This is a genomic window from Chryseobacterium sp. Leaf201 (assembly GCF_001421435.1).
GTDB lineage: Bacteria > Bacteroidota > Bacteroidia > Flavobacteriales > Weeksellaceae > Chryseobacterium.
This window is the reverse complement of record NZ_LMKA01000082.1, coordinates 1-24,069: the sequence shown is the minus strand read 5'-3', so window position 1 is coordinate 24,069 and position 24,069 is coordinate 1. Positions and strand designations below refer to the sequence as shown.

At 44.8% G+C, this 24,069-nt stretch carries 20 protein-coding genes; 2 read left to right on the top strand and 18 right to left on the bottom strand.

The genetic code is table 11. From position 1 onward, the window contains the following. Positions 1–70: 70 nt before the first annotated feature. Positions 71–4,747: a DUF3320 domain-containing protein gene (locus tag ASE55_RS12465; RefSeq protein WP_056220054.1), complete on the bottom strand. Its 4,677-nt coding sequence runs from the start codon at positions 4,745–4,747 to the stop codon at positions 71–73. A 404-nt stretch (positions 4,748–5,151) separates the two neighbouring features. Here ASE55_RS12465 and ASE55_RS12460 point away from each other — a divergent pair, with 404 nt between their 5' ends. Continuing rightward, positions 5,152–6,288: a cysteine desulfurase family protein gene (locus tag ASE55_RS12460; RefSeq protein WP_056220051.1), complete on the top strand. Its 1,137-nt coding sequence runs from the start codon at positions 5,152–5,154 to the stop codon at positions 6,286–6,288. 51 nt (positions 6,289–6,339) lie between these two features. On the opposite strand, the gene ASE55_RS12455 is transcribed toward ASE55_RS12460, so the two are convergent. The 16 genes from ASE55_RS12455 to ASE55_RS12380 all read right to left on the bottom strand — a co-directional run bounded on the left by ASE55_RS12455 (position 6,340) and on the right by ASE55_RS12380 (position 21,863). Beyond that, entirely contained in the window at positions 6,340–8,577 is a 2,238-nt protein-coding gene (locus ASE55_RS12455) for a xanthine dehydrogenase family protein molybdopterin-binding subunit (RefSeq protein WP_056220049.1), read from the bottom strand. Positions 8,578–8,607: 30 nt separating this feature from the next. Further along, on the bottom strand, positions 8,608–9,627 hold the full coding sequence (locus ASE55_RS12450; protein ID WP_056220045.1) for an FAD binding domain-containing protein: 1,020 nt from the start codon (positions 9,625–9,627) through the stop codon (positions 8,608–8,610). After that, positions 9,624–10,103, bottom strand: a complete 480-nt coding sequence (locus ASE55_RS12445) for a (2Fe-2S)-binding protein (protein ID WP_056220043.1) — start codon at positions 10,101–10,103, stop codon at positions 9,624–9,626. The genes ASE55_RS12450 and ASE55_RS12445 overlap by 4 nt, the downstream gene beginning before the upstream one ends. Positions 10,104–10,511: 408 nt before the next feature. Next, entirely contained in the window at positions 10,512–11,417 is a 906-nt protein-coding gene (gene moaCB / locus ASE55_RS12440) for a bifunctional molybdenum cofactor biosynthesis protein MoaC/MoaB (RefSeq protein WP_056220041.1), read from the bottom strand. Between the two features lies 1 nt (position 11,418). Then, entirely contained in the window at positions 11,419–11,859 is a 441-nt protein-coding gene (locus ASE55_RS12435; RefSeq protein WP_056220038.1) for a molybdenum cofactor biosynthesis protein MoaE, read from the bottom strand. After that, positions 11,843–12,973, bottom strand: coding sequence for a HesA/MoeB/ThiF family protein (locus ASE55_RS12430; RefSeq protein ID WP_056220035.1), 1,131 nt, complete (start codon positions 12,971–12,973; stop codon positions 11,843–11,845). The genes ASE55_RS12435 and ASE55_RS12430 overlap by 17 nt, the downstream gene beginning before the upstream one ends. Position 12,974: 1 nt before the next feature. Continuing rightward, positions 12,975–13,202 (bottom strand): MoaD/ThiS family protein, encoded by a 228-nt coding sequence (locus ASE55_RS12425; protein ID WP_056220031.1) that lies wholly within the window; start codon positions 13,200–13,202, stop codon positions 12,975–12,977. Between the two features lies 1 nt (position 13,203). Beyond that, positions 13,204–13,701 carry a hypothetical protein gene (locus ASE55_RS12420; RefSeq protein WP_056220028.1) on the bottom strand — a complete coding sequence of 166 codons (498 nt, stop codon included), beginning with the start codon at positions 13,699–13,701 and terminating at the stop codon, positions 13,204–13,206. A gap of 3 nt (positions 13,702–13,704) precedes the next feature. Beyond that, positions 13,705–14,439, bottom strand: a complete 735-nt coding sequence (locus ASE55_RS12415; protein WP_056220025.1) for a sulfite exporter TauE/SafE family protein — start codon at positions 14,437–14,439, stop codon at positions 13,705–13,707. Positions 14,440–14,477: 38 nt separating this feature from the next. Further along, positions 14,478–15,662, bottom strand: a complete 1,185-nt coding sequence (gene glp / locus ASE55_RS12410; protein ID WP_056220022.1) for a gephyrin-like molybdotransferase Glp — start codon at positions 15,660–15,662, stop codon at positions 14,478–14,480. Continuing rightward, positions 15,659–16,249, bottom strand: a complete 591-nt coding sequence (locus tag ASE55_RS12405) for an NTP transferase domain-containing protein (RefSeq protein WP_056220019.1) — start codon at positions 16,247–16,249, stop codon at positions 15,659–15,661. The genes glp and ASE55_RS12405 overlap by 4 nt, the downstream gene beginning before the upstream one ends. Then, positions 16,246–17,226 carry a GTP 3',8-cyclase MoaA gene (gene moaA, locus ASE55_RS12400; RefSeq protein WP_056220012.1) on the bottom strand — a complete coding sequence of 327 codons (981 nt, stop codon included), beginning with the start codon at positions 17,224–17,226 and terminating at the stop codon, positions 16,246–16,248. Before moaA ends, ASE55_RS12405 begins: the two co-directional genes overlap by 4 nt. Positions 17,227–17,232: 6 nt before the next feature. Next, positions 17,233–18,366: an XdhC family protein gene (locus ASE55_RS12395; protein WP_056220009.1), complete on the bottom strand. Its 1,134-nt coding sequence runs from the start codon at positions 18,364–18,366 to the stop codon at positions 17,233–17,235. A 201-nt stretch (positions 18,367–18,567) separates the two neighbouring features. Beyond that, positions 18,568–20,718 carry a xanthine dehydrogenase family protein molybdopterin-binding subunit gene (locus tag ASE55_RS12390; protein ID WP_056220006.1) on the bottom strand — a complete coding sequence of 717 codons (2,151 nt, stop codon included), beginning with the start codon at positions 20,716–20,718 and terminating at the stop codon, positions 18,568–18,570. Positions 20,719–20,730: 12 nt separating this feature from the next. After that, positions 20,731–21,363, bottom strand: coding sequence for a hypothetical protein (locus ASE55_RS12385; protein WP_056220082.1), 633 nt, complete (start codon positions 21,361–21,363; stop codon positions 20,731–20,733). An 11-nt stretch (positions 21,364–21,374) separates the two neighbouring features. After that, complete coding sequence (locus ASE55_RS12380; RefSeq protein WP_056220004.1) at positions 21,375–21,863, bottom strand: (2Fe-2S)-binding protein; 489 nt, start codon at positions 21,861–21,863, stop codon at positions 21,375–21,377. 325 nt (positions 21,864–22,188) lie between these two features. On the opposite strand from ASE55_RS12380, the gene ASE55_RS12375 reads away from it, so the two are divergent. Continuing rightward, the gene (locus ASE55_RS12375) at positions 22,189–22,875 is read left to right on the top strand and encodes a DUF421 domain-containing protein (RefSeq protein ID WP_056220002.1); all 687 of its coding nucleotides are present in this window, start codon (positions 22,189–22,191) and stop codon (positions 22,873–22,875) included. A 280-nt stretch (positions 22,876–23,155) separates the two neighbouring features. Here the strand turns inward: ASE55_RS12375 and ASE55_RS12370 are convergent, their stop codons facing one another. Beyond that, complete coding sequence (locus ASE55_RS12370; protein ID WP_056219999.1) at positions 23,156–23,773, bottom strand: DUF4142 domain-containing protein; 618 nt, start codon at positions 23,771–23,773, stop codon at positions 23,156–23,158. Between the last annotated feature and the right edge of the window lie 296 nt (positions 23,774–24,069).

Genomic DNA, 24,069 nt, shown 5'->3' with positions numbered 1-24,069 from the left:
GGCGCCAGAATGATCATAGCGCCGTTGAGTTCTTTAGCTTTTATAGCTTTTTACTGTGAGTATTTACTATTTATTGCGTATTTTTATCTGCGGGCAGTTCCTGTTTAATTTTCAAAAATGGCCCGTCCTGAACTATACTTCCGTTTTCTTTAGTATATTCCATTGTTTCAAGGATATATTTCTTAATATCTTCCGTTACCCTTGAAAAGCCCAGAAGCCGGGCTGTAAGCGGAACAGCATGGTCCGGCTGTATAGCCACCGAATCTGCCACCACTTTTATAATGGCAAGACTGATCTCTTCCGGTGCAATCAGTGCTATTTTCTTTGAATTGGAAGGAAGTATACTCCTGTCCCGGATGGTCAGCAGTTCTTTTTGCGGATGCCATAAAAAGTCGCCTTTTCTGGTGATAAGGCTATTGGTAACGGCATAATCCGCCGCATTGGCAACCGCTGCACGGATCCTGCTGCCTATTTTCGAAATTCCGTTGGCATCAGCGATCCTTCTGGTCATTTCATCAAAATGGACAGGGCTTTCCGTCATGACCACCTGATGAATCCAGGCACCCAGCCTTCCCACAGGATACAGGTGCAGCTCCTGCCCGGCAACTTCCGGAGGCAGCACCGCTATTTCATACAAAGGATAAACCGCTGACAATTCTTCTATAGGTGCTTCGCGGATGATGTTCTTAAGTTCTTCCACAGCCTCTTCTTCAACAGTATCATTATGTGCTGCCTGTGCTTTCGCTTTTTCTACAGCTTCCATGATAAGTCTTAACTCTCCTGCAGGATCCCGGAACCAGTCCAGGCTCCAGACATGCATCAGATTCCACCCCATTCCTTCCAGTACAGTATTTCTCAGCCTGTCCCTGTCGCGGGCCGACTGGGCAGCCTGGTAAGATGTGCCGTCACAGCTGATTCCCAACAGGTATCTTCCCGGATGGTCCGGGTCTGCAATGGCCAGATCAATATAAAAACCGGCAGACCCAACTTTTTCGCGCACAATATACCCGGCATTGCTGAGGGTATCTGCAATAATGCTTTCAAACGGCTTCGGCTGGTACGGCATTTCGTCCCTGTCGCTTTCAAATTTCCCGTGCTGGGCAAAATACAGGAAGCTTTTCAGTGCCCTGATCCCGAATTTCGCATTAGGCCCGATTGACATATCGGCTGCCGTAATGTTGGTAAATACTTCACAGCGGCTTTTCGCCCTGGTGATCAGTACGTTCAGCCTTCTTTCTCCTCCTTCATTGTTAAGCGGCCCGAAGCTCATCGGTACCTTTCCATCTTCAGTCCGGCCGTAACCTATACTGATAAATATGACATCTCTTTCATCTCCCTGTACATTTTCAAGGTTTTTGACAAAAAACGGTTCATCGGCGTGTGCCCTGAAATAATTTTCAACCTCCGGGTTTTTTCTCCTTCTTAGTTCGATGGCATTCTGTATCGCCTGCATCTGCGCCGTACTGAAAGCTACGACACCCAAGCTCAGCTTCGGGTTTTTAAGGGCATGTGCTATAACAGCATCCGCCACTTTTTCAGCTTCTCCGGGGTTGGTCCTTGTTTTTCCTTTATCATAAAAGGTATCCGGCAGGTGGTTAAAAGCCAGTCCCATCCGGTGTCTGGATCCAGGACTCGGAAATATAACCAGCCTGTTTTCATAAAATTCCTGGTTGGAAAGGCTGATCAAGGATTCATGCCTGCTCCGGTAATGCCAGCGCAGCATCCGTTGCGGAGCTCCCTGCGCATCACACATTCCCAGGATGCTCTGCATATCGGCAGTTACGTTTTCCTCATCTTCGGTATCGGTATTCAGCTTATCGAAAAAACTTGTCGGAGGCATCTGCCTGGTATCGCCTACCACAACGATCTGCTTTCCTCTTAATATGGCACCCAGCGCATCAACCGGTCTTACCTGGCTCGCCTCATCAAAAATCACGAGATCAAAATCAATACTTTCCGGCGGCAAAAACCCGGCAATAGACATCGGGCTCATCATCATCACCGGCTTTATGGCCTGAATCGCCATCCCGGCTTCCTGGATGAGTTTACGGATCGGCATATGCCTGGCTTTCCTGTTGAATTCGCTTTTCAGGATATTGATCTGGCCTCCGCCGTCCTGCTTCGGAACGCCTTCCCAGTGTTTCAATGCTACTTTCGCCCTGTTGTAATACTGTTTCAAGACATCAATCTTCCTGAATCTCGCAATGGTTTCTTCATGGGTAGAACGTTCAAATTTCCTCAGTTCAGGACTGTTCAGCATGGCCTGCTCAAGGAGAAAGTCGTACCAGGTTTTCTGAAGTGCTGTTTTTAAGTGTATGGCGGCATCCGGCCAGTTCTCAACAGCTTTTATAAGAAATCCTGCTCCCTGTTTTATTACGTCTTCTTTTAAAACATTCCATAACACAGTTTTATGGATTTCCGGCAGCATCTGTATCCATCGGTTCAGTACCGAAACCTGTGCAGACAGCTTAAAGTTTTCAATACCGTTTCCACTGAAATCCAAGTGTTTAAATAAGGCATCAAAGGCTTTTTTCTGTTCATCAATCAAATTTCCTAACCGGCCTGTATAAGAAGTGACCGCGTTTGTATCGCTGTTCTTTTCAATAAACTGCAGGACCTCCGGCCGGACCTGTGCCTGCTGAATCCGGGTATGCAGGCTGTTTAAATAATCCGTTGCTTTCTGCAGGGCTTCCCAGTCGGATTTCTGTTTCTGCCACCGTGCTCCGAACAGCCTGCCTGCCAGTACATCACCGGAATCCAGGGCAGAAGCCAGCCTTTTTCCTTCCATCAAAGCATTTACCAGGTCCAGTTTCTTGTCCGCATCATCAGGCACCGCGGTATTGAGCAGTGCTGCCAGCTTTTTAACACTTCGCTTATAATCCCCGATGATGAATTTATACCATTTGTTGCCGTGGGCCATAATATGCTGCCTGATTTCCAGTACGTCCTGGTTCCAGGCTTCGGGAATAAAGACCGCATCATATTTACGGTGAAGCTCATTCAGCCTGATGCCGGTTTCCAGGATATCGGTAATGTCTTTCTGATGGTTCAGCCATGCAGCATCCGTAACGGCCATTGAAGCTGTACCCGGATTTTTTGCCGCCCATTCTGCAGTGGCCAGCAGCTTTTTAGTTTCTGCAAGATCTGCGGGTGGCTGAAATCCCATCAGTTCAGCAAGGGCTTTCGATGTATCAGCCAGGCTTTCGGTCAGACTGATGGAGTTCACCAGAAGATCTTTAGCCAGTTCTTCATCCTTAGGCAGGAAAACGTTTAAATTACTTCCGTAAAAAACCAGTTTTTCAGGCTGCCCGATTTTATTGAGTCTTGCCTCAATCTGTCCGGCCATCAATTCAAGATCCTGAACCTGCCTTGAATCCAGGGAAGTCAGATCATCAATATTGATTTTGGGGAATTTATACCCTTCATTTCCGGCACTGATCTTTAACAGGCTGCCCATTACTTCATGAGCCGAGAGTCCACTTTTCCCGACGGGGCGGTTAACTTCATTAACGTAGGCATTGAGTTCCTGAATCAGCGGATCCAGCAGGCGCACTTCTTCCTCAAGATGGGCTACCGTAGGTTTACCGAGCTCCAGAATGCGTTTAAGCTCCGAATGCAGTTCGCGTTTATTGGCTTTGTGGCTGTGGAGTTCAAGGCAGGCTTCCCCTAAATTAATACTGTCGAGCCTTCTTTTTACCACTTCAAGCGCCGCCATTTTTTCTGCAACAAACAGCACTTTTTTGCCGTTGCCTACGGCATTGGCGATCAGATTGGTGATAGTTTGGGATTTTCCGGTTCCCGGCGGCCCCTGGATCACCATATTCCGGCCTTCATGAACGGCCAGCATGGCAATCACCTGTGAGCTGTCGGCATCCACAACCTGGAGCAGCTGGTCTGCACCGGTTTCTTCATCCAGTTTATGCTCTTCTCCGAAAGTAGGCTGCGGCTCATTGAAACCGCTGCCGAATAAAGACTGGAGGACCGGATGATCGAAGGGCTTCTTGCTTTCCGGCCATCCGGTACTGTCAAGGTCATGGTAGATCATAAATTTACCGAAGGAAAAGAATCCCAGTTCAATGGCGTCATGGTCTACCTTCCAGTTTTCAAGATGGCTGATATGCTGCTGGATTTCATTGAAATATGCTGTCAGATCCAGATCTTCTTCTTCCGGAAGGTTGGGAACGGTAAGATTAAAATCTGCCATCATCTTGGCCTGGAGCGATAAATTTGCGCCTATTTCACCGCCGGTGTAGCGCAGCCTGAACCTTTCGCTGGCACTGGAACGCTCCAAAGAAACGGGGACCAGCACCAGGGGAGCCATTCTTATTTCTTCGGTATTGCCTTTTTCAAACCAGTTGAGCATGCCCAGCGACAGGAACAGTGTATTTACACCCTGTTCTTCAATGCTTGTCCTTGCGGCATAATAGGTATTGAGGATTTTGGTCTGCAGCTTCTGTTCATATTCATTGGTCTGCAAACGGGTATCATTATAGGCATCCTGCAGTTCGGCATCTGAAAGCGGCGGTAGCTCAAAGAGTTCTTCATTGTCTTCTTTCCCGGCCCGGCCCAGAAAAGTCATGGCTTTATTCTGTTTTACCAGGATCTGATATACGGAACGTGACTGTTCCTGTACCATATGCAGCCCGCGGGCTTTCGGAATTTTGTAATTTAATAAGGTATTGCGCATCCCAAGATCCAACAGCTCTTTTCTTGCAGCTTCCAGCTTGGGAAGTATAAGGTCTTTCATAGTTTGTGATTATCCGGCTCCTAATGTAGAAAAAAAATGGTAAACACTGAAACGGGATGGTATAAGAAAGTATAATTGAAGCTCCGGAAGAAGATTCTATAGCCAGATATAAAATTTAAGCTTCGGAAAATTGATTAATATGACTTGTTAAATCTTTTATGAATTGGCAACAAGTGCATTCATTATCTTAATTCCCTGTGTATTTAATGTTCCAAAAATTAAAATTAATAAAAAAAGCAATGTTAACCTTCTCATAACGTCTGTAATGTTTATTTTACAAAAGTAATTATTCGTATTAAAAGTCTCTAAACTATATTAACGGGTTTATACTGTTAGAATAGGATTTTCAGAAATCTTTTTCGTATTTTTAAATATATGTTTACTCTACAACTCCCCATCACCAAATGAATTCCGCTGAAAAAATCTATCTTGACAACAATGCCACAACCCGTCTGGATGACCGGGTTCTTCAGGCCATGCTCCCTTTTTTTACGGAATACTATGAAAATGCCGGAAGCAGCCATCTGGCCGGGCTTACTGTTAATGAACATGTGGACAATGCAGCCTGGCAGGTCTCGGATCTGATCGGGTGCAGGCCTGAAGAACTGATCTTTACTTCGGGAGCTACTGAAGCCATCAACCTGGCCATCCGCGGCATCTCAAAAGGGACAAGGAATCATTTTGTAACGGTAAGTACGGAGCACAAAGCCGTACTGGATACGGTAGAACATTATACAGAAAACGGAAATTATACAAATACGCTTCTTCAGGTCGGAAAAGACGGGCGGGTCGATCCGGATACCCTGGATGCTGCCCTGTCTGAAAATACCCTGATGGTAAATGTAATGCTGGTTAACAACGAGACCGGCATAATTCAGGACATAAAAAAAATCAGTGAAATAGTTCATGCGAAAGGAGCCTTCCTTCTCTGTGATGCTACGCAGGCCATAGGAAAAATACCGGTTGACGTCCGTGATCTGGATATTGACCTGATGCCTTTTTCTGCCCATAAATTCTATGGTCCCAAAGGAACAGGCGCACTTTATCTTTCCAGAAAATTAAAATCATGCCTTCAGCCGCAGATTACAGGCGGCGGACAACAGAATAACCGCAGAAGCGGTACCCTGAATGTTCCGGGTATCATCGGATTCGGAAAAGCCTGCGAAATTGCCGGACGTCATATGCAACAGGATTACCTTCAGATAAAAAGCCTCCGCGATCATCTGGAACATGAATTATTAAAAATCGAAGGAACTTTTGTTAACGGTTCATCAGAGCAAAGGATCCATACCACTGCCAACCTCTGTTTTCCGGGTGTGCTTTCAGAACAGCTGATTGTTTCCCTGCAGAATATTTCGGTTTCCAGCGGATCTGCCTGTTCTTCGGTTACTACAAAACCATCTCATGTATTAAAAGCCATGGGATTATCTGACGAAGAAGCCTTAAGCTCGATCAGGTTCAGCCTGGGCAGGTTCAACACCATGGAACAGATTGATTACACGGTAAGCAGGATGCATACATTAATACAGCAGCTCCGGTAAATCCCGAAACTGCTGTATGATGTTATTGTTGTAAAATTTTCTGATACCGGCTTAAAGAAGCTTATCAAAATGTATCGGAAGATCATAAATCCTTTTTCCCGTGGCATGGTAAACGGCATTGGTAATGGCCGGCGGCATCCCTACTCCACCGATTTCACCTACGCCTTTTACACCTAAATCATTCACAAATTGATCATTTTCCTCTATAAAAAGTACCTGCAGGTCATGGATGTCGGCATGTACCGGAATATGGTATTCCGCAAGGTCATCATTCATGTATTTTCCAAGACGGTGATCCAAGATGGTTTCTTCATGAAGTGCCTTGCTGATTCCCCAGATCATCCCGCCCAGCAGTTGGCTTTCAGCGGTCTTGGGATTGATTATTTTTCCGGCAGCTACTGCAGTCAGTGCTCTTGTAACTTCAATTACGCCCAGCTGCTCATCTACTTCAACTTCCACAAATACCGCACTGTGAACGGCACGGGCTTTTTTACCGTAGGTCAGCGGATTGGGCATCGCCGAGTTGGTCGTCCTGATGTCCTTTCCGTCATTGGCTTCCATGATTTCTTTATAGCTGATCCTGATTTCCGGATTATCTTTATGGATAATGTATCCTCCTTGGAAGATCACCTCTTTCAGTTTGGTATCGCCCAATACAGAATCTTTCAGTGATTTTGCTTTTTTGTACAGCTTTTTATTTAGGGCCTGACATGCTGCCTGAACTGCAGGGCCTACGGTTGCTGTTGTAAAAGAACCTCCCTGAATCGGGGCGAAAGGCATGGCACTGTCGGCATAGGAAAACGTAACATCCTCAAGTGGCAGTCCGAGTTCATCAGCGGCAATCTGGGTCATAACTGTGAAAGTTCCGGTTCCAATATCCGTCACTGCACTTTTAACTTCTACTTTGCCGTCTGTACTCATAATCGCCTCGGCGCGGCCTAAAAGCCTGTTGGCATCCCACATTCCGGTAGCCATTCCGTATCCGACCAGTTTGTTTCCGCGCTTCATGCTCCGGGGAACAGGATTTCTTTCATCCCAGCCGAACTGACTGGCTCCACGCAGGTAGCATTCCCTGAGTTCTTTGCTGGAATATTCTTTTTCACTGGTATGATCTATTTCCGAATAATTAATCAGCCTGAGTTCCACGGGATCGATGTTAAGCTGATAGGCAATCTCATCCATGGTTACTTCAATCGCGTGCATTCCGGTACTTCCTCCCGGTGCTCTCATATCAAGCGGACTGTAGACATCCAATGGTACAATCTTATGCTCCAATAAGGTGTGTTCTGCCGGATACAGCATATTGGCCCAGTTGACAACGATTTCCACGTAATCTTCAAACCGGGATGTTTCCCCTGTAGCTTCATGGAAGATGGCATTCACTTTTCCGTTTTCATCAGCCCCGAATTTCGTATGCTGCAAAGTAGGCGGACGGTGCCCGATCATATACATCTGAGCCCTGTCCAGCGTTACCCTTACATTTCTTTTAAGCTGCAGGGAAGCCATCACTGCCATAAAAAGCTGGTGCTGAGGCCGCAGTCCGGATCCGAATCCTCCGCCCACAAATGGGGAAATGATCTGTACGTTTTTCATCTTCAGGCCGAACACATTGGCTACATACATCTGGGAATTGATGGTCCCCTGTGTTTTGTCATAAATCTTTAATTTCCCTTTTCCTTCGTAAATAACCGTGGAAGCAAACAGTTCCATCGGGTTATGATGTTCGGTACCGTGGCTGAAGGTGCTGTCTGTTTTGATGAATGAATTTTTATAGGCCTTTTCAAAGTCACCTTTTGGCGGCGGCGGCGGTGGTTTCAGCAATGAAGCCAGTCCTTTTTTAGGATCACGGGATTTTTTAAGGTTGGCCGTAAGATCGGTCTCAAACGTTTCTTCCTCATATTCAATATGAAGTTTCTTTGCTGCCAGGCGTGCCATTTCAAAAGTATCGGCTACCACCAGGGCAATCGGCTGCCCGTTGTACCGGATCTCATTATCTTTCAACGGTTTAAAAACCAGTCCCGGCGGCGCATCCATATCGGCGTACTGAAGGTCAAACCAGGCTGTTGAAGGCCGGTTATCATGGGTAAAAACCTCAACTACGCCTTCGAGTTTTTTGGCTTCTTCGGTATTGATCGATTTAATTTTGCCTTTGGTTACGGTACTGTTGACCACATAGCCGTATAAAAGATCATCTGCATTATAATCCCCGGCATACTTAGCGCTTCCGGTTACTTTCAGATGGCCTTCAAGGCGGTTTTGCGGAGTTCCTATAGAGGGTATATTGTTCATAGTTTCTGTGTTGGTTGGTGTTGCTTCGGATTATAAAGACGGTTTTGCACCCGGTCTCTGGGATCCGGGATTCATGGCCATGATGCTGTTCCGTACAATGGCCCTTTTTGCCAGGGCAATTTTAAAATGGTTATGTTCAAAGCCCTGCGCCCCGTCCAGCATGATCTCTGCTGCTTCAGCGAAGTGTTCTTCTGACGGTGTTTTGCCTTTAAGGTAATTTTCCGCTTCCGCACTGCGCCATGGTTTATGGGCAACGCCGCCCAAAGCGATCTTTGCTTCTTTGATCAGCCCTCCTTCAATATCAAATCCGGCAGCTACGGAAACCAGTGCAAAGGCATAGGAATTCCGGTCCCTGAGTTTCAGATATGAATAATATTCGGAAAAGCCTTCTTCGGGAAGTTCAAGCCCTGTAATGAGTTCGCCGGCCTGCAGGTTATTATCCAGATGCGGAGTGTCACCGGGCAGCCTGTGAAAATCAGCAAACGGAAGTACACGTTCCCCCTGTGGCCCTGAAATATGCACTTTTGCGTCCAGTGCGGCTAAGCCTACACACATATCCGAAGGAAAAACGGCAATACAATTGTCGTTATGACCCAAAATTGCGTGAATACGGTTGTATCCTTTGGTTGCTGAACATCCGCTTCCCGGTTCCCTTTTGTTGCAGGGAACGGCAGGATCATAAAAATAATAGCAACGGGTACGCTGCATCAGGTTTCCACCGTTGGTAGCCATATTCCGGATCTGTGCCGAAGCACCTGCCAGAATTGCTTTTGAAAGCAACGGATACCTATTTTCTACTACAGGATGATAGGCTGTATCTGCATTGGTCATCAGGGCGCCGAGCATGATTCCGCCATTTTCAGTATCATTAATATCACTGAGGCCGGAGATGCGGTTGATGTCTACGAGGGTATCAGCTTCGGTAACAAAGTATTTCATCAGGTCGATGATATTGGTACCGCCTGCCACGGCTTTATGGTCATTATTTTCGCTTAGCAGTGAAACGGCGTGCTGAAGGTCCGTTGCTTTTGTATAGGAAAAATTATTCATCGCATATCCTGTTTTACCGCCATGATGGCATTAATAATTCCTCTGTTGGCACCGCAGCGGCAAAGGTTTCCGCTCATCAGGTCCTGCACTTCCTCACGGCTGTCTGCTTTTCCTTCACTGAGAAGGCCAACGGCACTGCAGATCTGGCCCGGCGTACAGTAGCCGCACTGGAAAGCATCGTGCTCAATAAAAGCCTTTTGAACGGGATGAAGGTTTTCTTCGGTTCCGATCCCTTCTATGGTCGTAATTTCTGCTCCGTCTCTCATAACGGCAAGCGTAAGGCAGCTTAAAACTCTTTTTCCGTCTACCAGAACGGTACATGCCCCACACTGTCCGTGGTCACAGCCTTTTTTGGTTCCGGTAAGATGCATGGTGTGCCGAAGCGCGTCCAGTAGAGATACCCATGGTCTGAGCTCAAGCTCATGGTCTTGTCCATTCACCCTGAGCTTAATGGATTGGTTGTTCTGATCAGGCATATTTTATTTAATTTGGTGTTCGGGGAATCTATGCAAAAAAAGAACCGCAATCCGGTGATGCAGAAAACTGTGGTACATTAATAAATATGGATCCTTATGGTTAACAAGAAAGATTTAGCATTTAACACCTGTTTAAATGAGCTTTGAAGTGAGTGTAATAAAATCTAATCTTAAGTAATTTAAATATTTTTTTTAATACTTATAAATAAGGTTCTTCAACAATTTAAGATTCAACAACAGATCAAATATTTAGAAGGAAAGAAAGGTAAAGTTGTCTAAATTCCATTCACGAATATGATGATGATTACGCAGATTTTTTATTGGAATGTTTAACAGGCAAACCCTGTCAGAGTTTTAAATCTGACAGGGTACACCGATTAGAAATTTATCTTTTAGGAAGATTTAAAATTAATGCCTGTATTTGTCTTTAAGCTCAAATATATGAAGCACCTGTGGAAAAAGGGCCTGCATGTATTCTTCTGCCCCTTTTACCGAACCGGGGAAAGTGAGGACCAGGGTCTGTCCGCTGAAGCCGGCCACACTTCTTGACAGCATGGAGGTTTTAATGCGTTTCTGTCCGTAATTCCGGGCAGTTTCCATAATTCCGGGCATGGGGCGGCCGATCATCGGTGATATGGCATCCGGGGTCACATCTCTTGCTGAAGCTCCGGTTCCGCCGGTAAAAATGACCAGGTCTATGTTCTGGTTTTTATATTCCACAAGTGTATTCTGAATGATATCAAACTCATCCGGCACTACTGTATATTCAATATCTCTGCATCCAGATTCTTCTAATTTTGCAAGGATGACCTTTCCTGAACGGTCTTCATTTTTTCCCTGATGAATGCTGTCTGAACAGACCACAACGGCAGCTTTAATGTCTTCCGCAGCATATTTACGGTCTGATTTCCCTCCTGTTTTTTCCAGAAGCTTTATGTTGTGTATTTCCACCTGTTTGTCAATCGGTTTCAGCATGTCATACATCACCAGAGCTGCTACGGAAGCACCGTGCATGGCTTCCACCTCTACGCCGGTCTTATAAACGGTATGCACCTCCACTGAAATCACCACAGACAAGTCTTCAATTGCATAGGTAACGGAAGTATATTCCACGGGCAGTGGATGGCAGTCCGGGATTACATCGCTTGTTTTTTTTACGGCAAATAATGCAGCGGCCCTTGAAAACTCAAAAATATCCCCTTTCGGGACTTTCCGCTGCTGTATGGCTTCAATGGTGGCTATGGATGAAGTTTTTACCGTAGCTGTGGCCACCGCCTTGCGTAAGGTGGATGATTTGTGTGTGATATCTACCATGTTAATTATTGATTTTCCATTGATGTGAGTCGTCCTCAAATACTTCTCTTCCCCAGACCGGAAGTTCTTTTTTTATTCTCTCCACTACTTCATCACAGCTTTCCATGGCTGCTTTCCTGTGTTTTGATGAGGTAAAGACAAACAGGCAGATCTCCCCTGTTTTTATGGCACCCAGGCTGTGGTGGATGTGCATGCAGGTGAGATCGTATTTCGCAAAAATTTCTTCTCTTATTTCATGCATCTTTTCAAGGGCCATTTCTTCATAGGCTGTGTATTCAATGGCCTGTACTGTTTTGCTTTCCACCAGATCTTCCCGGATCTGGCCCAGGAAAATACTGTGTGCCCCGATGTTTTTCTTTGTAGAATGCTTAGCAATGCTGTCTGAGATAAATGCAGGATCTATTGCCCCCTGAACAAATATATTTTTAAACTCTTTTTTCATGTTTTTTGTTTTGTAATGCTGTAATTCCGCCTTTCAGATGACTGATTTTTATTGCGTTTCCATAGGCTGCAGTTAATAGCTCCGCGGCGTTCAGGCTCCGTTTTCCGCTTTGGCAGAACAAGATAATCTTCCGTCCTTTAAGATGATTAATACCTGATGTTTCAGTTTTTAATTGAGATAAAGGAATCCGGATGTGGGGGAAACCGGCTTCAGGAAGTTCGTCTCTTTCGCGGACATCAACGGCAAGGATATCCGGCTGTGTTACGGCTTCCAGAAAATCATCAGCCCCAATTTCTTCAATATCAGAAGAAGGCAATCCGCAAAGCCACCGGTAATCGGTTTTTTCAAAATGGCCCCTGTTTTCAGGAATAAGATTTAACGTATCGCTTCTCATGGTCAGATCCATCACCATATTCTCATACGTCAGCATATTAAACGTGAGAAGGCGGCCTCTGAGTACTTCGCCGATACCTGTAATCAGCTTGATGACTTCATTCGCCTGCAAGGTCCCGATCATTCCGGGCAGTACGCCCAGCACACCGGCCTCGTTGCAATCCATCACTTCGTCAGGAGCCGGCGGTTCCGGAAAGAGATCCCGGTAACTGATTCTGTCTTCTTCCTTGTTTCCGCTGTCAAATACCGCTACCTGGCCTTCATACTGAAATACCGCTCCGAAAACCAAATGCTTCCGCAGGAGGAAACAGGCATCACTGATCAGGTATCTTGAGGCAAAATTATCCGTGCAGTCGGCTACAATGTCGTATCCTTCTATTAATTCCCAGGCATTTTTTGCAGTAACTTCATCAGTATGTGTTTCAATGCTGATCTCCGGATTCAGTTTTCTGAGACTTTCTGCTGCCTTTACTGCTTTTAAACTGCCTACATCTCCGGTGGTGAACAAAATCTGCCGCTGGAGGTTGCTTAAGGCAACGCGGTCATGGTCTGCAATACCAATGGTTCCCACACCCGCTGCGGCAAGATACTGCAGAACCGGACATCCCAATCCGCCGGCACCGATGACCAGCACTTTGGCGTTCAGGAGTTTTTCCTGTCCGGCTTGCCCGAAACCAGCCAGGGTATAATGCCGGGCATATCTTTCATTGCTTTGTTCCATATTATCCGCCGGAATAAGGAGGCATGAGGGCCACCGTGTCATTAGTATTCAGTTCCGTATTTCCTTCCGTCATCTTTTTGTTGACGGCTACGGCATATTTCATATCGGAAAGCTGCGGAAACTTCCCGGCAAGCTGTTGTTTTAAAGTGTCGGTATCAGATGCGGTAAGCATCAATTCCTTACCGGTAATTTCAGCGATCCGCCCGAATGCAATAATCTTTATTTCCATATTAATCTGCCTTATGAATGATGATCTGAGAAATATTTTTAACATATCGCCGTCCTGTTGCCTGATCGCCCGGCGTTACCAGACTGATCCCGTCTTCTTTTTTTAAAGCGGAAACGCCGTCAGATTCCGTTATGATCATTGGATTTTTCTCTGTGGTGGAATTAAACAGTTCATTCCAGGAATACACCACTTTATAGCCGTCATCCGCTATACAGACCAGATAAAACGTGCTGAGCTCCTTCGGGGATGAAACATTGAACTTTACCTGATTTAAAAGATCTTTAAGCCATACGCCTTTCAGGTTTTTCAGCGTCTTTTTAAATTCCATTTTATGATTCAGGATATCCAGGCTTTTGATTTCATGGACGGTATAGGTATTTAAATCTGTAAAAGAAATGGTAACAGGCTGCGCGATGTCCCCTTTGATCTGAAGGGATGACGCATGCTGTGCTTTTAGGGTTGCCGTCAGGAACAGCAGAATTGTTACAATGTATTTCATGTATTATGCTTTTGTGAATAAGAGTTTGTAGGAAGCCATGAGCAAAACTGTTGCCAGCACGTATTTTAAAACATTCTGATTGAATTTTTTCGATCCGAAATAAGCACCTAACAATCCGCCGCTAAACGCTACTATTACATACATCATCATATCATCGGTAAAATGAATCCCCTGCGTAAGCATCCCTCCCAGACCGGAAAGAGAATTCACAAATATGAATGCCGCACTGATGGCCGCAGTCTGTTTCTGGTTGGTCCATTTCAGAAGAAGCAGAATGGGAGAAAGGATGATTCCGCCTCCGATACCAATCATTCCGGAGAGCAACCCGACGATTCCGCCGGTGATTACGGCAACCGCAATATTCTGTTCTTTAAGTTCATGGTCTTCCGCATTCCTGAAAAAGAAAAACCGGATAATCGGGAACAGCAGCAGGATGCCCAGGATTCTTTTGTAAATATTTTCTTCCACCGTAATCATGCCGCCTATAAATGCCAGCGGAACGGATGCCGCTGCAATAGGAATAAACAGTTTCCTGATGAAATATCCGCCGCGGTAGTATTGGATGAAGGAAGTGAGCGACACAAAAAGGTTCAGTACCAAAGCAGTCGGCTTCATTTCCTCAGGGGCTACTCCGTAAAGAGCCATCAACGCAAGATATCCGCTGGCCCCACCATGCCCTACAGCAGCATAAAAAAAAGCAACGGCGAACAGGACACCATAAAATAATTCTATACTCATTAATTTTTCACTTCTTTAATCTGATCAAAAATAATACATTATATCGGTAACAAATGGACTTCTACCCGGTCTCCCTTCAGGCATCCTGTAGAGTCTTCCGGAAGCATGATGAAACAGTTGGCCTGGGCAAATGAATGGAGCCGGTATGATTCCTGTGCGTGCAGCGGACTGACTTCTCCCTGCTCTTCGTCGTAATACGCTTTCAGGAAATGTGTAAGCCCGGCAGGTTTTTTATAATTGTAAGCAGCCACCGCTTCTTTTTTCTTTACTGAATTTTTCAGATCCGTTAACTGTTCAAGGGCCGGTAAAACATATTCGTAGAAGCATGTCAATGATGAGGACGGATTCCCGGGAAGCCCGAATATCAGTTTCTCGTCTTTCGTCCCGAAAAACAGGGGTTTGCCGGGCTTCTGTTTTATTTTATGAAACTGCTGAACGACTCCGCACTGTTCTGCAGCTTCCGTCACAAAATCATAGTCGCCGACACTCACCCCGCCGTTTAACAGGACCACATCGCTCACGCTTAATGCCTGTTGCAGGACATTCATCAGTTCTTCAGGATGGTCCCCGGCCGTAAATACATGGATATCCTTAATCCCGGTTATCCGCAATGCGGCTTTGAGCTGAAATGAATTGGCTTCATACACCTGCCCGAATGCCAGGTCCTGGCCCGGGTTCTGCAATTCGTTTCCTGTGATAATGATGGCTACAGCAGGCGGTACATAAACCTCAACACGGTCATGCCCGATCCCCGCCAGAAAACCAACCGCTGCGGGTGAGAGATAAGTACCTGAAGCCATTGCGGTTTCTCCTTTTCTTACCTCTGAACCTTTTGGACGAACATTCAGGCCTAAGTTCAGGGCATCATCCAAAATCATCAGCTGCCCGTTTTCAGTTTTTATTTTTTCCTGCATCACAACGGTATCGGCACCTTCCGGTAAGGGTGCGCCGGTGAAAATCCTTGTGGCTTCGCCGGTTTCAATAGTCAGTGACTGTGAAGTTCCTGCTGCCATTTCGCCTTTTATCATAAGGGGCTTGCTCCGGTCCTGAAATTTCAGGGCATAACCGTCCATTGATGATTGCGGAAACGCAGGAATATCGGTGCGTGCACTAATATCTGAAGAAACAACCAGGCCTGCAGCTTCCGAAAGCGGGATTAAAGCCGTTTTTTTCGCCGGTATATTCTGTAAAATAATCTGTTGTGCTTCGTGTACTGAAATCATTGATTGTTAATAAGTTTTTGATAATCTTCCAGGGTATCGATATCCACGGATCCTTTTTCAAACATCACCTGACCGACATCATCCCTGTATTTTACAAGCAGTTTTTTGGCACCTTCCTGACCGCTCAGCTGAAGCAAATCATTGAAATAAGAACGGCTGAACAATACAGGAGTTCCCAATGTGCCGGAATAGTGCGAAGCCATGATCCCTTTTCCTGATGAATGCCTTTTTTCGATCAGCTCTGAAAAAACCGAGGCATTAATATGCGGCTGGTCGCAGACGGTGATCAAAATATTTTCTGTTTCAGGATATATTACCAGCATTTCATTCAGCCCTTTGTGAATGGATGAGGCCATGCCTTCCTGCCAGTTTTCATTCTGTACCGTTAGGGCAGATCCGGTTTCTTTCTCAATTCCTGAATTTTCACTGCCTGTAATCACAATAACTCTGGAACTTACAGCCAAGGCCTTTTCCACGGTATGGCGCAGCAGTGTTTTACCCTGATAATCAAGGAGTTGTTTTGGCTGGCCTAATCTTGATGAATTTCCTGCTGCCAGGATAATGATTCCGGTGTTCTCTTTTGTCATCCTCCGATGGTTATCATGCTGCGGTTGTCCAGTGTACTGGTATCGATATCCTGAAAAACACCTGAAAACTGTCCGCCCAGTGCCTTGTGTTTTGCTTTGATGGTGCCTTCTATCAACGGCATTATTTCTTCCCCTCTCCGCAAAGCACTTAAAAGATCTGTTTCTCCTTTGGAAAACAGGCAGTTTTTAAGCTTGCCGTCTGCCGTAAGCCGGATCCTGTTGCAGGAAGAGCAGAAAGGAGCGGTCATGGTGCTGATTACGGCAAAGTTTCCGGCAAAACCGGGTATCTTAAATTTCTTGGCTGTATCATGGGCTTCCGGCTCAATGGTCAGAATATCATACCGGCTCTGGACTTCGGTTACTATTTCTTCGAGTGTAAATACCTGATTGCTGGTCCAGCGGTTGCCGCTGAACGGCATAAATTCAATGAAGCGGACTTCTATCTGAGAATCCCGGGTCATTTCTATGAAATCCAGAATTTCATCATCATTCAATCCTTTCATCAGCACAACATTAATCTTAACACGGAAATTATTCTGAATCAGGAGATTGATATTGTCCCTGACTTTCTGAAAAAGGTCCCTTCTGGTGATTTTTTTAAATTTTTCGGCATCCAGGGTATCCAGGCTTATGTTAATGGTTTTCACCTGAGCGGACATAAGGTTGTCCATCATTTCATTAATCCGTACGCCATTGGTTGTGATGGCCAGCTCAATGCCCAGTTTCCCTAATTTATCAATGATTGCGGGGGCGTCTTTCCTTACCAGAGGCTCACCGCCTGTGAGTCTTATTTTCTTTACGCCGTGCGCTACAAAAAGCTTTGCAATGGTTTCTATTTCATCCGGCTGCATCAGTTTCGCGGCGGGCGCAAAAGCATATTTCTCATCCGGCATACAGTAGAAGCACCGCAGGTTGCAGTTGTCGGTCAGTGAGATCCGAAGGTAGTTGTGTACGCGTCCGAAGGTATCCGTTATCATTCTATTTTATTTGTCACCATCACCATGAACGGCATTATGAATTTTATCTGTTTTATATTTCAGGGAGCTTCCTTTTCTGCCTTCAAGCACGGCTTTTATTTCAGAAACTATGGAAAGGGCAATTTCTTCTGAGGTTTCCGCTCCTATATCAAGCCCTACCGGGCCGTGGATTCTTTCCAGGTGCTGAGGTGTTACGTTAAAACCTTCAGCTGCAAGGTCATCGATCATTCGGTTCAGCTTTGTTTTCGGCCCCAGGATCCCGATGTAACAGCTGTTGCTGTGTATAAGTAAATCTTTCAGCACCGTCAGGTCATAGCGGTAATTGTGGGTCATCAGTACGAAAAAAGTATATTCATCTATAACCGTGTCATTCAGGAACTCTTCTGCTGCAGAAACCTTTATCGTCTTTGCCAACGGAAACCTTTTTGCTGTCGCGTGTGCAGGCCTTCCTTCTCCCACTGTTACTTCCCAGCCCAGTACCGATGCTATTTCCGTTAACGGCTTTACATCATTTCCGGCACCGGCAATGATGAGTGACACCGCCGGAACTATATATTCAATCAATGCCTCACTATTTTCTCCTTCATAGATTATATTTTTAATATATGTTGCCTTATTTTCAAGCGTTTTATAAAGATCATTTGATAAAAAATCAAGCCCAGCCCGTAATGCATTCTGCCCGTCTTTTCTGTACAGCAGTACCGTTCCCGGCTGTGCACTTCCTCTGGTCAGCGAAAAAAGACAGACCAATACGGCATCTTCCCTTCTGTCCACAACCTTTTCCAGTATTTTAACCGGGTTATGTTCATCGGCTGAGTTTATCGGTTCAAAAAGGATATGGACAATTCCGTTGCATCCTAACTGTACTCCGAAATCTGCATCTTCATCATTACTGGTATCATAGGTAACGAGCTTATTCTGCTGCTGTTGAATAGCAAGCAATGCCTTTTTCAGGGCATCGCCTTCCAGGCACCCTCCGCTTATGGCTCCGGTCAGCTGTCCGTCTTCCGTAACCAGCATGCGGGCTCCGGGCTGCCTGTAGGAAGATCCCGTAACTTTTACCACAGTAGCGAGGGCCGTTTTTATGCCTTCTGCTTCTGCCTTGCGGTAAGCCCTGATGATATCATTAATCTCTTTCATAAAACCTTTTGGGGTGCCGGCCTGATCATTTGTCTGAAGTGTAACTGATCAGTTACCGGTATTGATTGTCTCCTATACTTATCAAAAATTAAGCAAATGTTCAGCCCGCCCTTATAAAAAACTTTAATTATCTAAAGTCCATCAATAAATTCTGCCTGTTTCAGCTTATAAACATTGGTATTTTAGCTGCTGGCATCTGCATTATACCTTTAAAAGATCAAATGGCAGGGTTCGTATTCTTTTTCCGGTCAGGTCAAAAACAGCATTCGCCAGTGCGGGTGCAAACGGTGGCAATCCCGGTTCTCCAACGCCTCCGGCATCTTCTTTATTTTCCATAATATGCACTTCAAGAGGCGGAATATCATAAATCCGCGGAAGCTTATAGGAATGGAAATTGGCTTTATCTGCGATACCGTCTGTAAAAGTCTGTGCATCCATGGTTGCTGCGCCCAGTGCCATTAAAATAGAACCTTCTACCTGTGCTTCGATAATATCCGGGTTGACATACCATCCGCAGTCGATTACGGCCCAGACTTTATCAATCTTCACGCCTCCTTCTTTCCGTTTTGAAACCTTGACCACCTGGCCTACGGTACTGTCAAAACACTCCGTGATGGCAATTCCGTATCCTTTATCCTGAGCGTTATTTTTCCAACCACTGACTTCTTTAAGCCTGTCGATCAGCTTTCGGGTCCTTTCGTTATCCATATGTATTCTTCTGAATTCCAAAGGATCCATATTCATCTGATGGGCAATTTCATCCATAAAACTTTCATAGGCAAAACCGTTGGTGGATGCATATACAGATCTCCACCACAATACCGGCACCGGCGTTTCAAAAGGGATATCAGAGAATTTAATATTTTTTATCGATTTAAAATAAGGCTCCATGAAACCTTCCGTGGTATTTTCATTAGCGATTCCGCGCTTCTTGTCTGACCAGTGCTTGATGTTCTGCCCGACCATACGGAATTTCAGGTCTGTAAGTTTCCCGTTTTCAATGATACTTTCCCCTCTGTAGGAAACACCCGGCCTGAACGGTCCCTGGACTGCATCATCTTCTCTTGACCAGATGACCTGCACCGGTGCATTGATCTTTTTGGAAATGGCTACGGCTTCATTGGGATAATCGGTAAAAGCTTTACGCCCGAATCCACCGCCTAAAAAGGTCATGTTAACAACCACATTCTTGGGGTCCATGCTGAACTCCTTTGCAATATCTTTCTGGATCCAGTCCGGTGCCTGAATCGGTCCCCAGATTTCAATTTTGTCTTTCTTATAATGGGCAATACAATTTATGGGTTCCATTGCCAGATGCGACTGGTACGGGGTATGGTATACGGAATCTATTTTTTTCCTGTTGGCTCCGGCCTCTACATTCACGGCTCCCTGTTCTTTGGCAGGCAGTCCTTCTTCACTCATTAAAAGCTCATGATGCTTTTCGTATACTTTTTTCGTACTGATATGCTCGAAACCGGAATCGTCCCACACTACCTTCAGGGCTTTACGGCCCTGAAGTGCCGCCCAGCTGTTGTCTGCAATGACAGCGACTCCTTCGCGCTGGGTATCATAGACTTTCATACTGATTTTGATAACATCCCTGACCCCTTTTATTTTTCTGGCAGCCGTATCATCAAAACTCGTAACTTTCCCTCTCAGCCTCGGGTTCCTTTCCACAGATGCGAACATCATGCCCGGAAGTCTTTTGTCCAGACCGAATACGGCGGCTCCGTTGGTTTTTAAAGGGGTGTCAATTCTCTTCAGCGGCTTGCCGATAATTTTATATTCCGAACGCTGTTTTAAGGTTACTTTTTCCGGTGCAGGAAGCTGTGAGGCGGCAAGTACCAGTTCTCCGTAATGCATTTTACGCCCGGATTTTTCATGAACGATATTTCCGCTTCTGGCCACACATTCATTTACCGGGACTTTCCAGCTATTGGCTGCTGCCTGCCGGAGCATTTCCCTTGCCGTGGCACTTAATTTCAACAGGTTTTTATAGGAAGCCCTTATCGTGGAACTTCCGCCGGTAATCTGGCTTCCATATTTGGTGCTTCCCTGTGCGAATATCACTTCGATCTGGCTGAGGTCTACCTCAAGCTCTTCTGCAATAATCTGTGGAACGGAGTGGTAAGACCCCTGCCCCATTTCTGCACGGTGATCTACCAGAGTAATCTTACCGGAGGTGTTAATGATGATCCATGAATTCATTTCTACACTTCCTGCAAACGCCGTTTCCGGCAGGATGACTTTTGCTGCCGAAAGGGAAGGAAATATTCCGAGGCACAGTGCAGCACCTCCCAGGCCGGCCAGCTGCAAAAATTTTCTTCTTGAAAGTTCTGATTCTTTAGACATAATTTTTCAGCATTATTTTGCCGGGGCATAGGCGCCGGTGGTTAACCAGGTAATCCAGGCTTTTTTAAATTCTTTATGGGTCAATGGCGGTTTTTTAAGGCCGTCTGCAGGATTAAATCCGGCAAGTACGAGTTCGTCATCAGCATGTTTGATGAGATCTTCCATACTTTTATTCCCGTTTTCCTTTTTATTCATGAGCTGCTTAGCCAGCTGATACGGGCTTTTCCCTTCAAAAACCATTTTCATATCGGCAGGCGGCAGGTGCCATTTGGGATTGCCCGGCGGCATGTGAAGCCCGGGCGTATTTTCATCCTGATGGCAGTTGGCGCACTTCATGGCATACAGCCCTTTACCGTCCGGGCCGCGTTTCGGGAACATCTGATGAACGTGGCTGTCATCACCCTGCAAAGGAATATCACCTGCGGGGTGACAGTTGAGGCACCGCGGGCTCATCAATACTTTATATACGTCTCCGAAAGCTTTCACGGAAGCTATGCTGTCTTTTTTAACAACGGGCACGGTAGAATACATTCCTTTATTATTTTGCGCAACCATTCCGAATGCGCTCACCGATGCCAGGATAACGAGCGTGCCTTCAAAAAAGGTCCTCAGCTTTATATTTTTTTTACTGAAAAATGTTTTCATATCCATTTTCTTTATCTTTTCCTGTTTACCGGGTTAAGCATTTCTTTTTTCTGAATATCCGCAGCAATTTTAATCGCTTTCCTGATCCTTGGATAGGTTCCGCACCGGCAAAGGTTTCCTGCCATGGCGAGATCAATATCCTCATCAGTCGGGGAAGGGTTTTCCTTTAATAGAACCACCGCTGCCATGATCTGTCCGGAATGGCAGTAGCCGCACTGCGGGACATCAATATCCTGCCATGCCTTCTGTACGGGATGGTTATTATTTTGTGACAGCCCTTCAATGGTAACAATCTTTTTGCCTACCGCTCTTTTTGCTTTGGTAATACAGGACCTTACCGCATCGCCATCCAGGTGAACCATGCATGCGCCGCACTGGGCAACACCGCATCCGAACTTAGTTCCCGTAAGGCCGAGAATATCCCTGACCACCCATAAGATGGGCATATCTTCACTGATATCAAGCTCGTGATTTTTTCCGTTAATATTTAATGAGACCATATCCAATTGTTTAACGTTTTAAATTTTTGTTATTAAGCAAATATATTGTTCCTGCCGGGTATTTTGTTATCCTTTTCAAACCGGTTATTAAGAATTTCAAACTTTTTTCCTGATGTATAGGAAACCAGCCTATGAAAAACACATTTACGATTTATAAATAACCGGCGTTATTTTTTTATTTAAATATAGTAATTTGTGATCAATATTCCGTTTTATTTCAATAATTAATAAAAATTTAAAGATGATCCATCAAGGATATTTTGCTCTGTGCCTTGTATATTGGCTAAGGTTTTGTATAGCATAACCTTCTTTTAAAATTACTGTTATGAATCTGAATCTTGAAAAAATATTTATCGGTGACCTTGATTTTACCTTTGCTTTTGAAATTATCATCAGAACACTGATTATGTTCAGCATGGTGCTTTTTATTTTACGGATGGCAGGAAAAAAGGGAGTCCGCCAGCTGTCTCTGTTTGAGGTAGCCATTATCATTGCGCTGGGCTCGGCGGCCGGAGATCCGATGTTTAACAAAGATGCTTCTATTTTAACCTCTGTGGTTGTGTTTGCTGCCATTATCGCCCTTTACCGGCTGATTACCCTGCTGGCAAGCAAAAGTGAAAAGTTTGAAAGAATTATTGAAGGCGATCCCCTGTATGTGATTGAAGACGGAGAATTTGTACTGCTGGACGACCTCAGCCATACTTTTGCGAAAGATGAATTTTTTGCTGAAATGAGACAGGTGAGCATTGAACACCTCGGACAGATCAAAACCGCTATTTTAGAAACCAACGGAAACATCAGTTTTTATTATTTTCCTGATGATGAAGTGAAATACGGGCTTCCCATCCAGCCTAAGGTGTATGAAAAAAAATCTGAAGAGATAAAAGAAAAAGGGATCTATGCCTGCACCTACTGCGGCAAGACCGAAGAACTGGAACCCGGAACAACAGAATGCCCTCAATGCAAAAAGAAAGAATGGGTAAAAGCATTGAATACCAACCGTTTGACCTAAAATACATCCTTCAAAATTTTTATTTTCCCAAACTATAAAAAACTTAAGCAAATCATTCTCGGATACTAAATATGATGAGCTCTCTCTGGTTGGACTATTTCCGCCACAACAATCTATCAATGCAGTATGATTGAATAATCCTTATAAAGCAATTTATAAATGACAAAAAGTTATTCCGAAACACTGAACTTTTAAGGGGACAGCTTTTCAGAATAACTTTTTATGTCTTACAGCTAATGGATATTAACTGCAGTTCGTTTAAGTTTTTTATTTTACTTAATTATTTTACGGAAGCTTTTGCTTTTTCAGACTCCATTAAATGGTGCTCCAATGTAGGAAGCGTAGTGCTTGCAAAAGATTTCAATGAGGCTTCAGAACCTCCTGAGGCTTCTTTTTTAAATTCTGCGATGTCTTTCTGATGGTCAGTTACCATAAGGTCAGTATACATACGGTCAAATTCCGCTCCTTTTTTCGCTTTCAGATCATCATACTGTTTCTGCTGGTCTGCATCTAAAGAAGTCGGCAAAGTGTACCCTGTTGCTGTTGCCCATTTTTTAAGCTCGTCATTGGCTTTGCCATGGTCTTTTACCATCATCTGTCCCAGTGATTTTACTGTTGCGCTGTTAGCATTGGTCGCTGCCAGCTGGCCCATCATCACTTCCATCATTCCTCCTTTTGCTGCTGCGTCTGCAAATTTTTTGTCCTGATCGCTTAAATTAGCTTTTGTATCGGTAGTCCCGGTTACCGCAGTAGAATCGGTATTATTCATCATACCTGAATCAGCGGCAGGTGCAGTCATTGCAGTACTGTCTCCGGCCTGGTCAGTTGATGTTGTTTCGTTTTTTTTACATGCTACCATAGAAGCAACGGCTAAAATGGCTAAAATTGAATTTTTCATAATATAATTTAAAGTGGTTAAAAAATAACGGCAATACATTTTGTTGCTCACCGTACCTGTAACAATTTATTTGCCAAAATGTTAATAAATCGGTTTAAGCCTGTATATTATGATAAAAAAAATGCAATTATGCGTATATTATACAATATCCTTTAAACGAAAGTACTGGACTACAATGCTCTTTATGGTTTCAGGAAATGAATCAACTATAATAATTATATATTTTAAAATTTACTGGGTGGAGAATTATCAATAATAATTATATATTTTAAAATTTACTGGGTGGAGAATTATCA

What these genes read in the sequence shown, in the direction of transcription:
- ASE55_RS12465 (WP_056220054.1), bottom strand. Translation starts at nt 4,747, where the DNA reads ATGAAAGACCTTATACTTCCCAAGCTGGAAGCTGCAAGAAAAGAGCTG.
- ASE55_RS12460 (WP_056220051.1), top strand. Translation starts at nt 5,152, where the DNA reads ATGAATTCCGCTGAAAAAATCTATCTTGACAACAATGCCACAACCCGT.
- ASE55_RS12455 (WP_056220049.1), bottom strand. Translation starts at nt 8,577, where the DNA reads ATGAACAATATACCCTCTATAGGAACTCCGCAAAACCGCCTTGAAGGC.
- ASE55_RS12450 (WP_056220045.1), bottom strand. Translation starts at nt 9,627, where the DNA reads ATGAATAATTTTTCCTATACAAAAGCAACGGACCTTCAGCACGCCGTT.
- ASE55_RS12445 (WP_056220043.1), bottom strand. Translation starts at nt 10,103, where the DNA reads ATGCCTGATCAGAACAACCAATCCATTAAGCTCAGGGTGAATGGACAA.
- moaCB (WP_056220041.1), bottom strand. Translation starts at nt 11,417, where the DNA reads ATGGTAGATATCACACACAAATCATCCACCTTACGCAAGGCGGTGGCC.
- ASE55_RS12435 (WP_056220038.1), bottom strand. Translation starts at nt 11,859, where the DNA reads ATGAAAAAAGAGTTTAAAAATATATTTGTTCAGGGGGCAATAGATCCT.
- ASE55_RS12430 (WP_056220035.1), bottom strand. Translation starts at nt 12,973, where the DNA reads ATGGAACAAAGCAATGAAAGATATGCCCGGCATTATACCCTGGCTGGT.
- ASE55_RS12425 (WP_056220031.1), bottom strand. Translation starts at nt 13,202, where the DNA reads ATGGAAATAAAGATTATTGCATTCGGGCGGATCGCTGAAATTACCGGT.
- ASE55_RS12420 (WP_056220028.1), bottom strand. Translation starts at nt 13,701, where the DNA reads ATGAAATACATTGTAACAATTCTGCTGTTCCTGACGGCAACCCTAAAA.
- ASE55_RS12415 (WP_056220025.1), bottom strand. Translation starts at nt 14,439, where the DNA reads ATGAGTATAGAATTATTTTATGGTGTCCTGTTCGCCGTTGCTTTTTTT.
- glp (WP_056220022.1), bottom strand. Translation starts at nt 15,662, where the DNA reads ATGATTTCAGTACACGAAGCACAACAGATTATTTTACAGAATATACCG.
- ASE55_RS12405 (WP_056220019.1), bottom strand. Translation starts at nt 16,249, where the DNA reads ATGACAAAAGAGAACACCGGAATCATTATCCTGGCAGCAGGAAATTCA.
- moaA (WP_056220012.1), bottom strand. Translation starts at nt 17,226, where the DNA reads ATGATAACGGATACCTTCGGACGCGTACACAACTACCTTCGGATCTCA.
- ASE55_RS12395 (WP_056220009.1), bottom strand. Translation starts at nt 18,366, where the DNA reads ATGAAAGAGATTAATGATATCATCAGGGCTTACCGCAAGGCAGAAGCA.
- ASE55_RS12390 (WP_056220006.1), bottom strand. Translation starts at nt 20,718, where the DNA reads ATGTCTAAAGAATCAGAACTTTCAAGAAGAAAATTTTTGCAGCTGGCC.
- ASE55_RS12385 (WP_056220082.1), bottom strand. Translation starts at nt 21,363, where the DNA reads ATGAAAACATTTTTCAGTAAAAAAAATATAAAGCTGAGGACCTTTTTT.
- ASE55_RS12380 (WP_056220004.1), bottom strand. Translation starts at nt 21,863, where the DNA reads ATGGTCTCATTAAATATTAACGGAAAAAATCACGAGCTTGATATCAGT.
- ASE55_RS12375 (WP_056220002.1), top strand. Translation starts at nt 22,189, where the DNA reads ATGAATCTGAATCTTGAAAAAATATTTATCGGTGACCTTGATTTTACC.
- ASE55_RS12370 (WP_056219999.1), bottom strand. Translation starts at nt 23,773, where the DNA reads ATGAAAAATTCAATTTTAGCCATTTTAGCCGTTGCTTCTATGGTAGCA.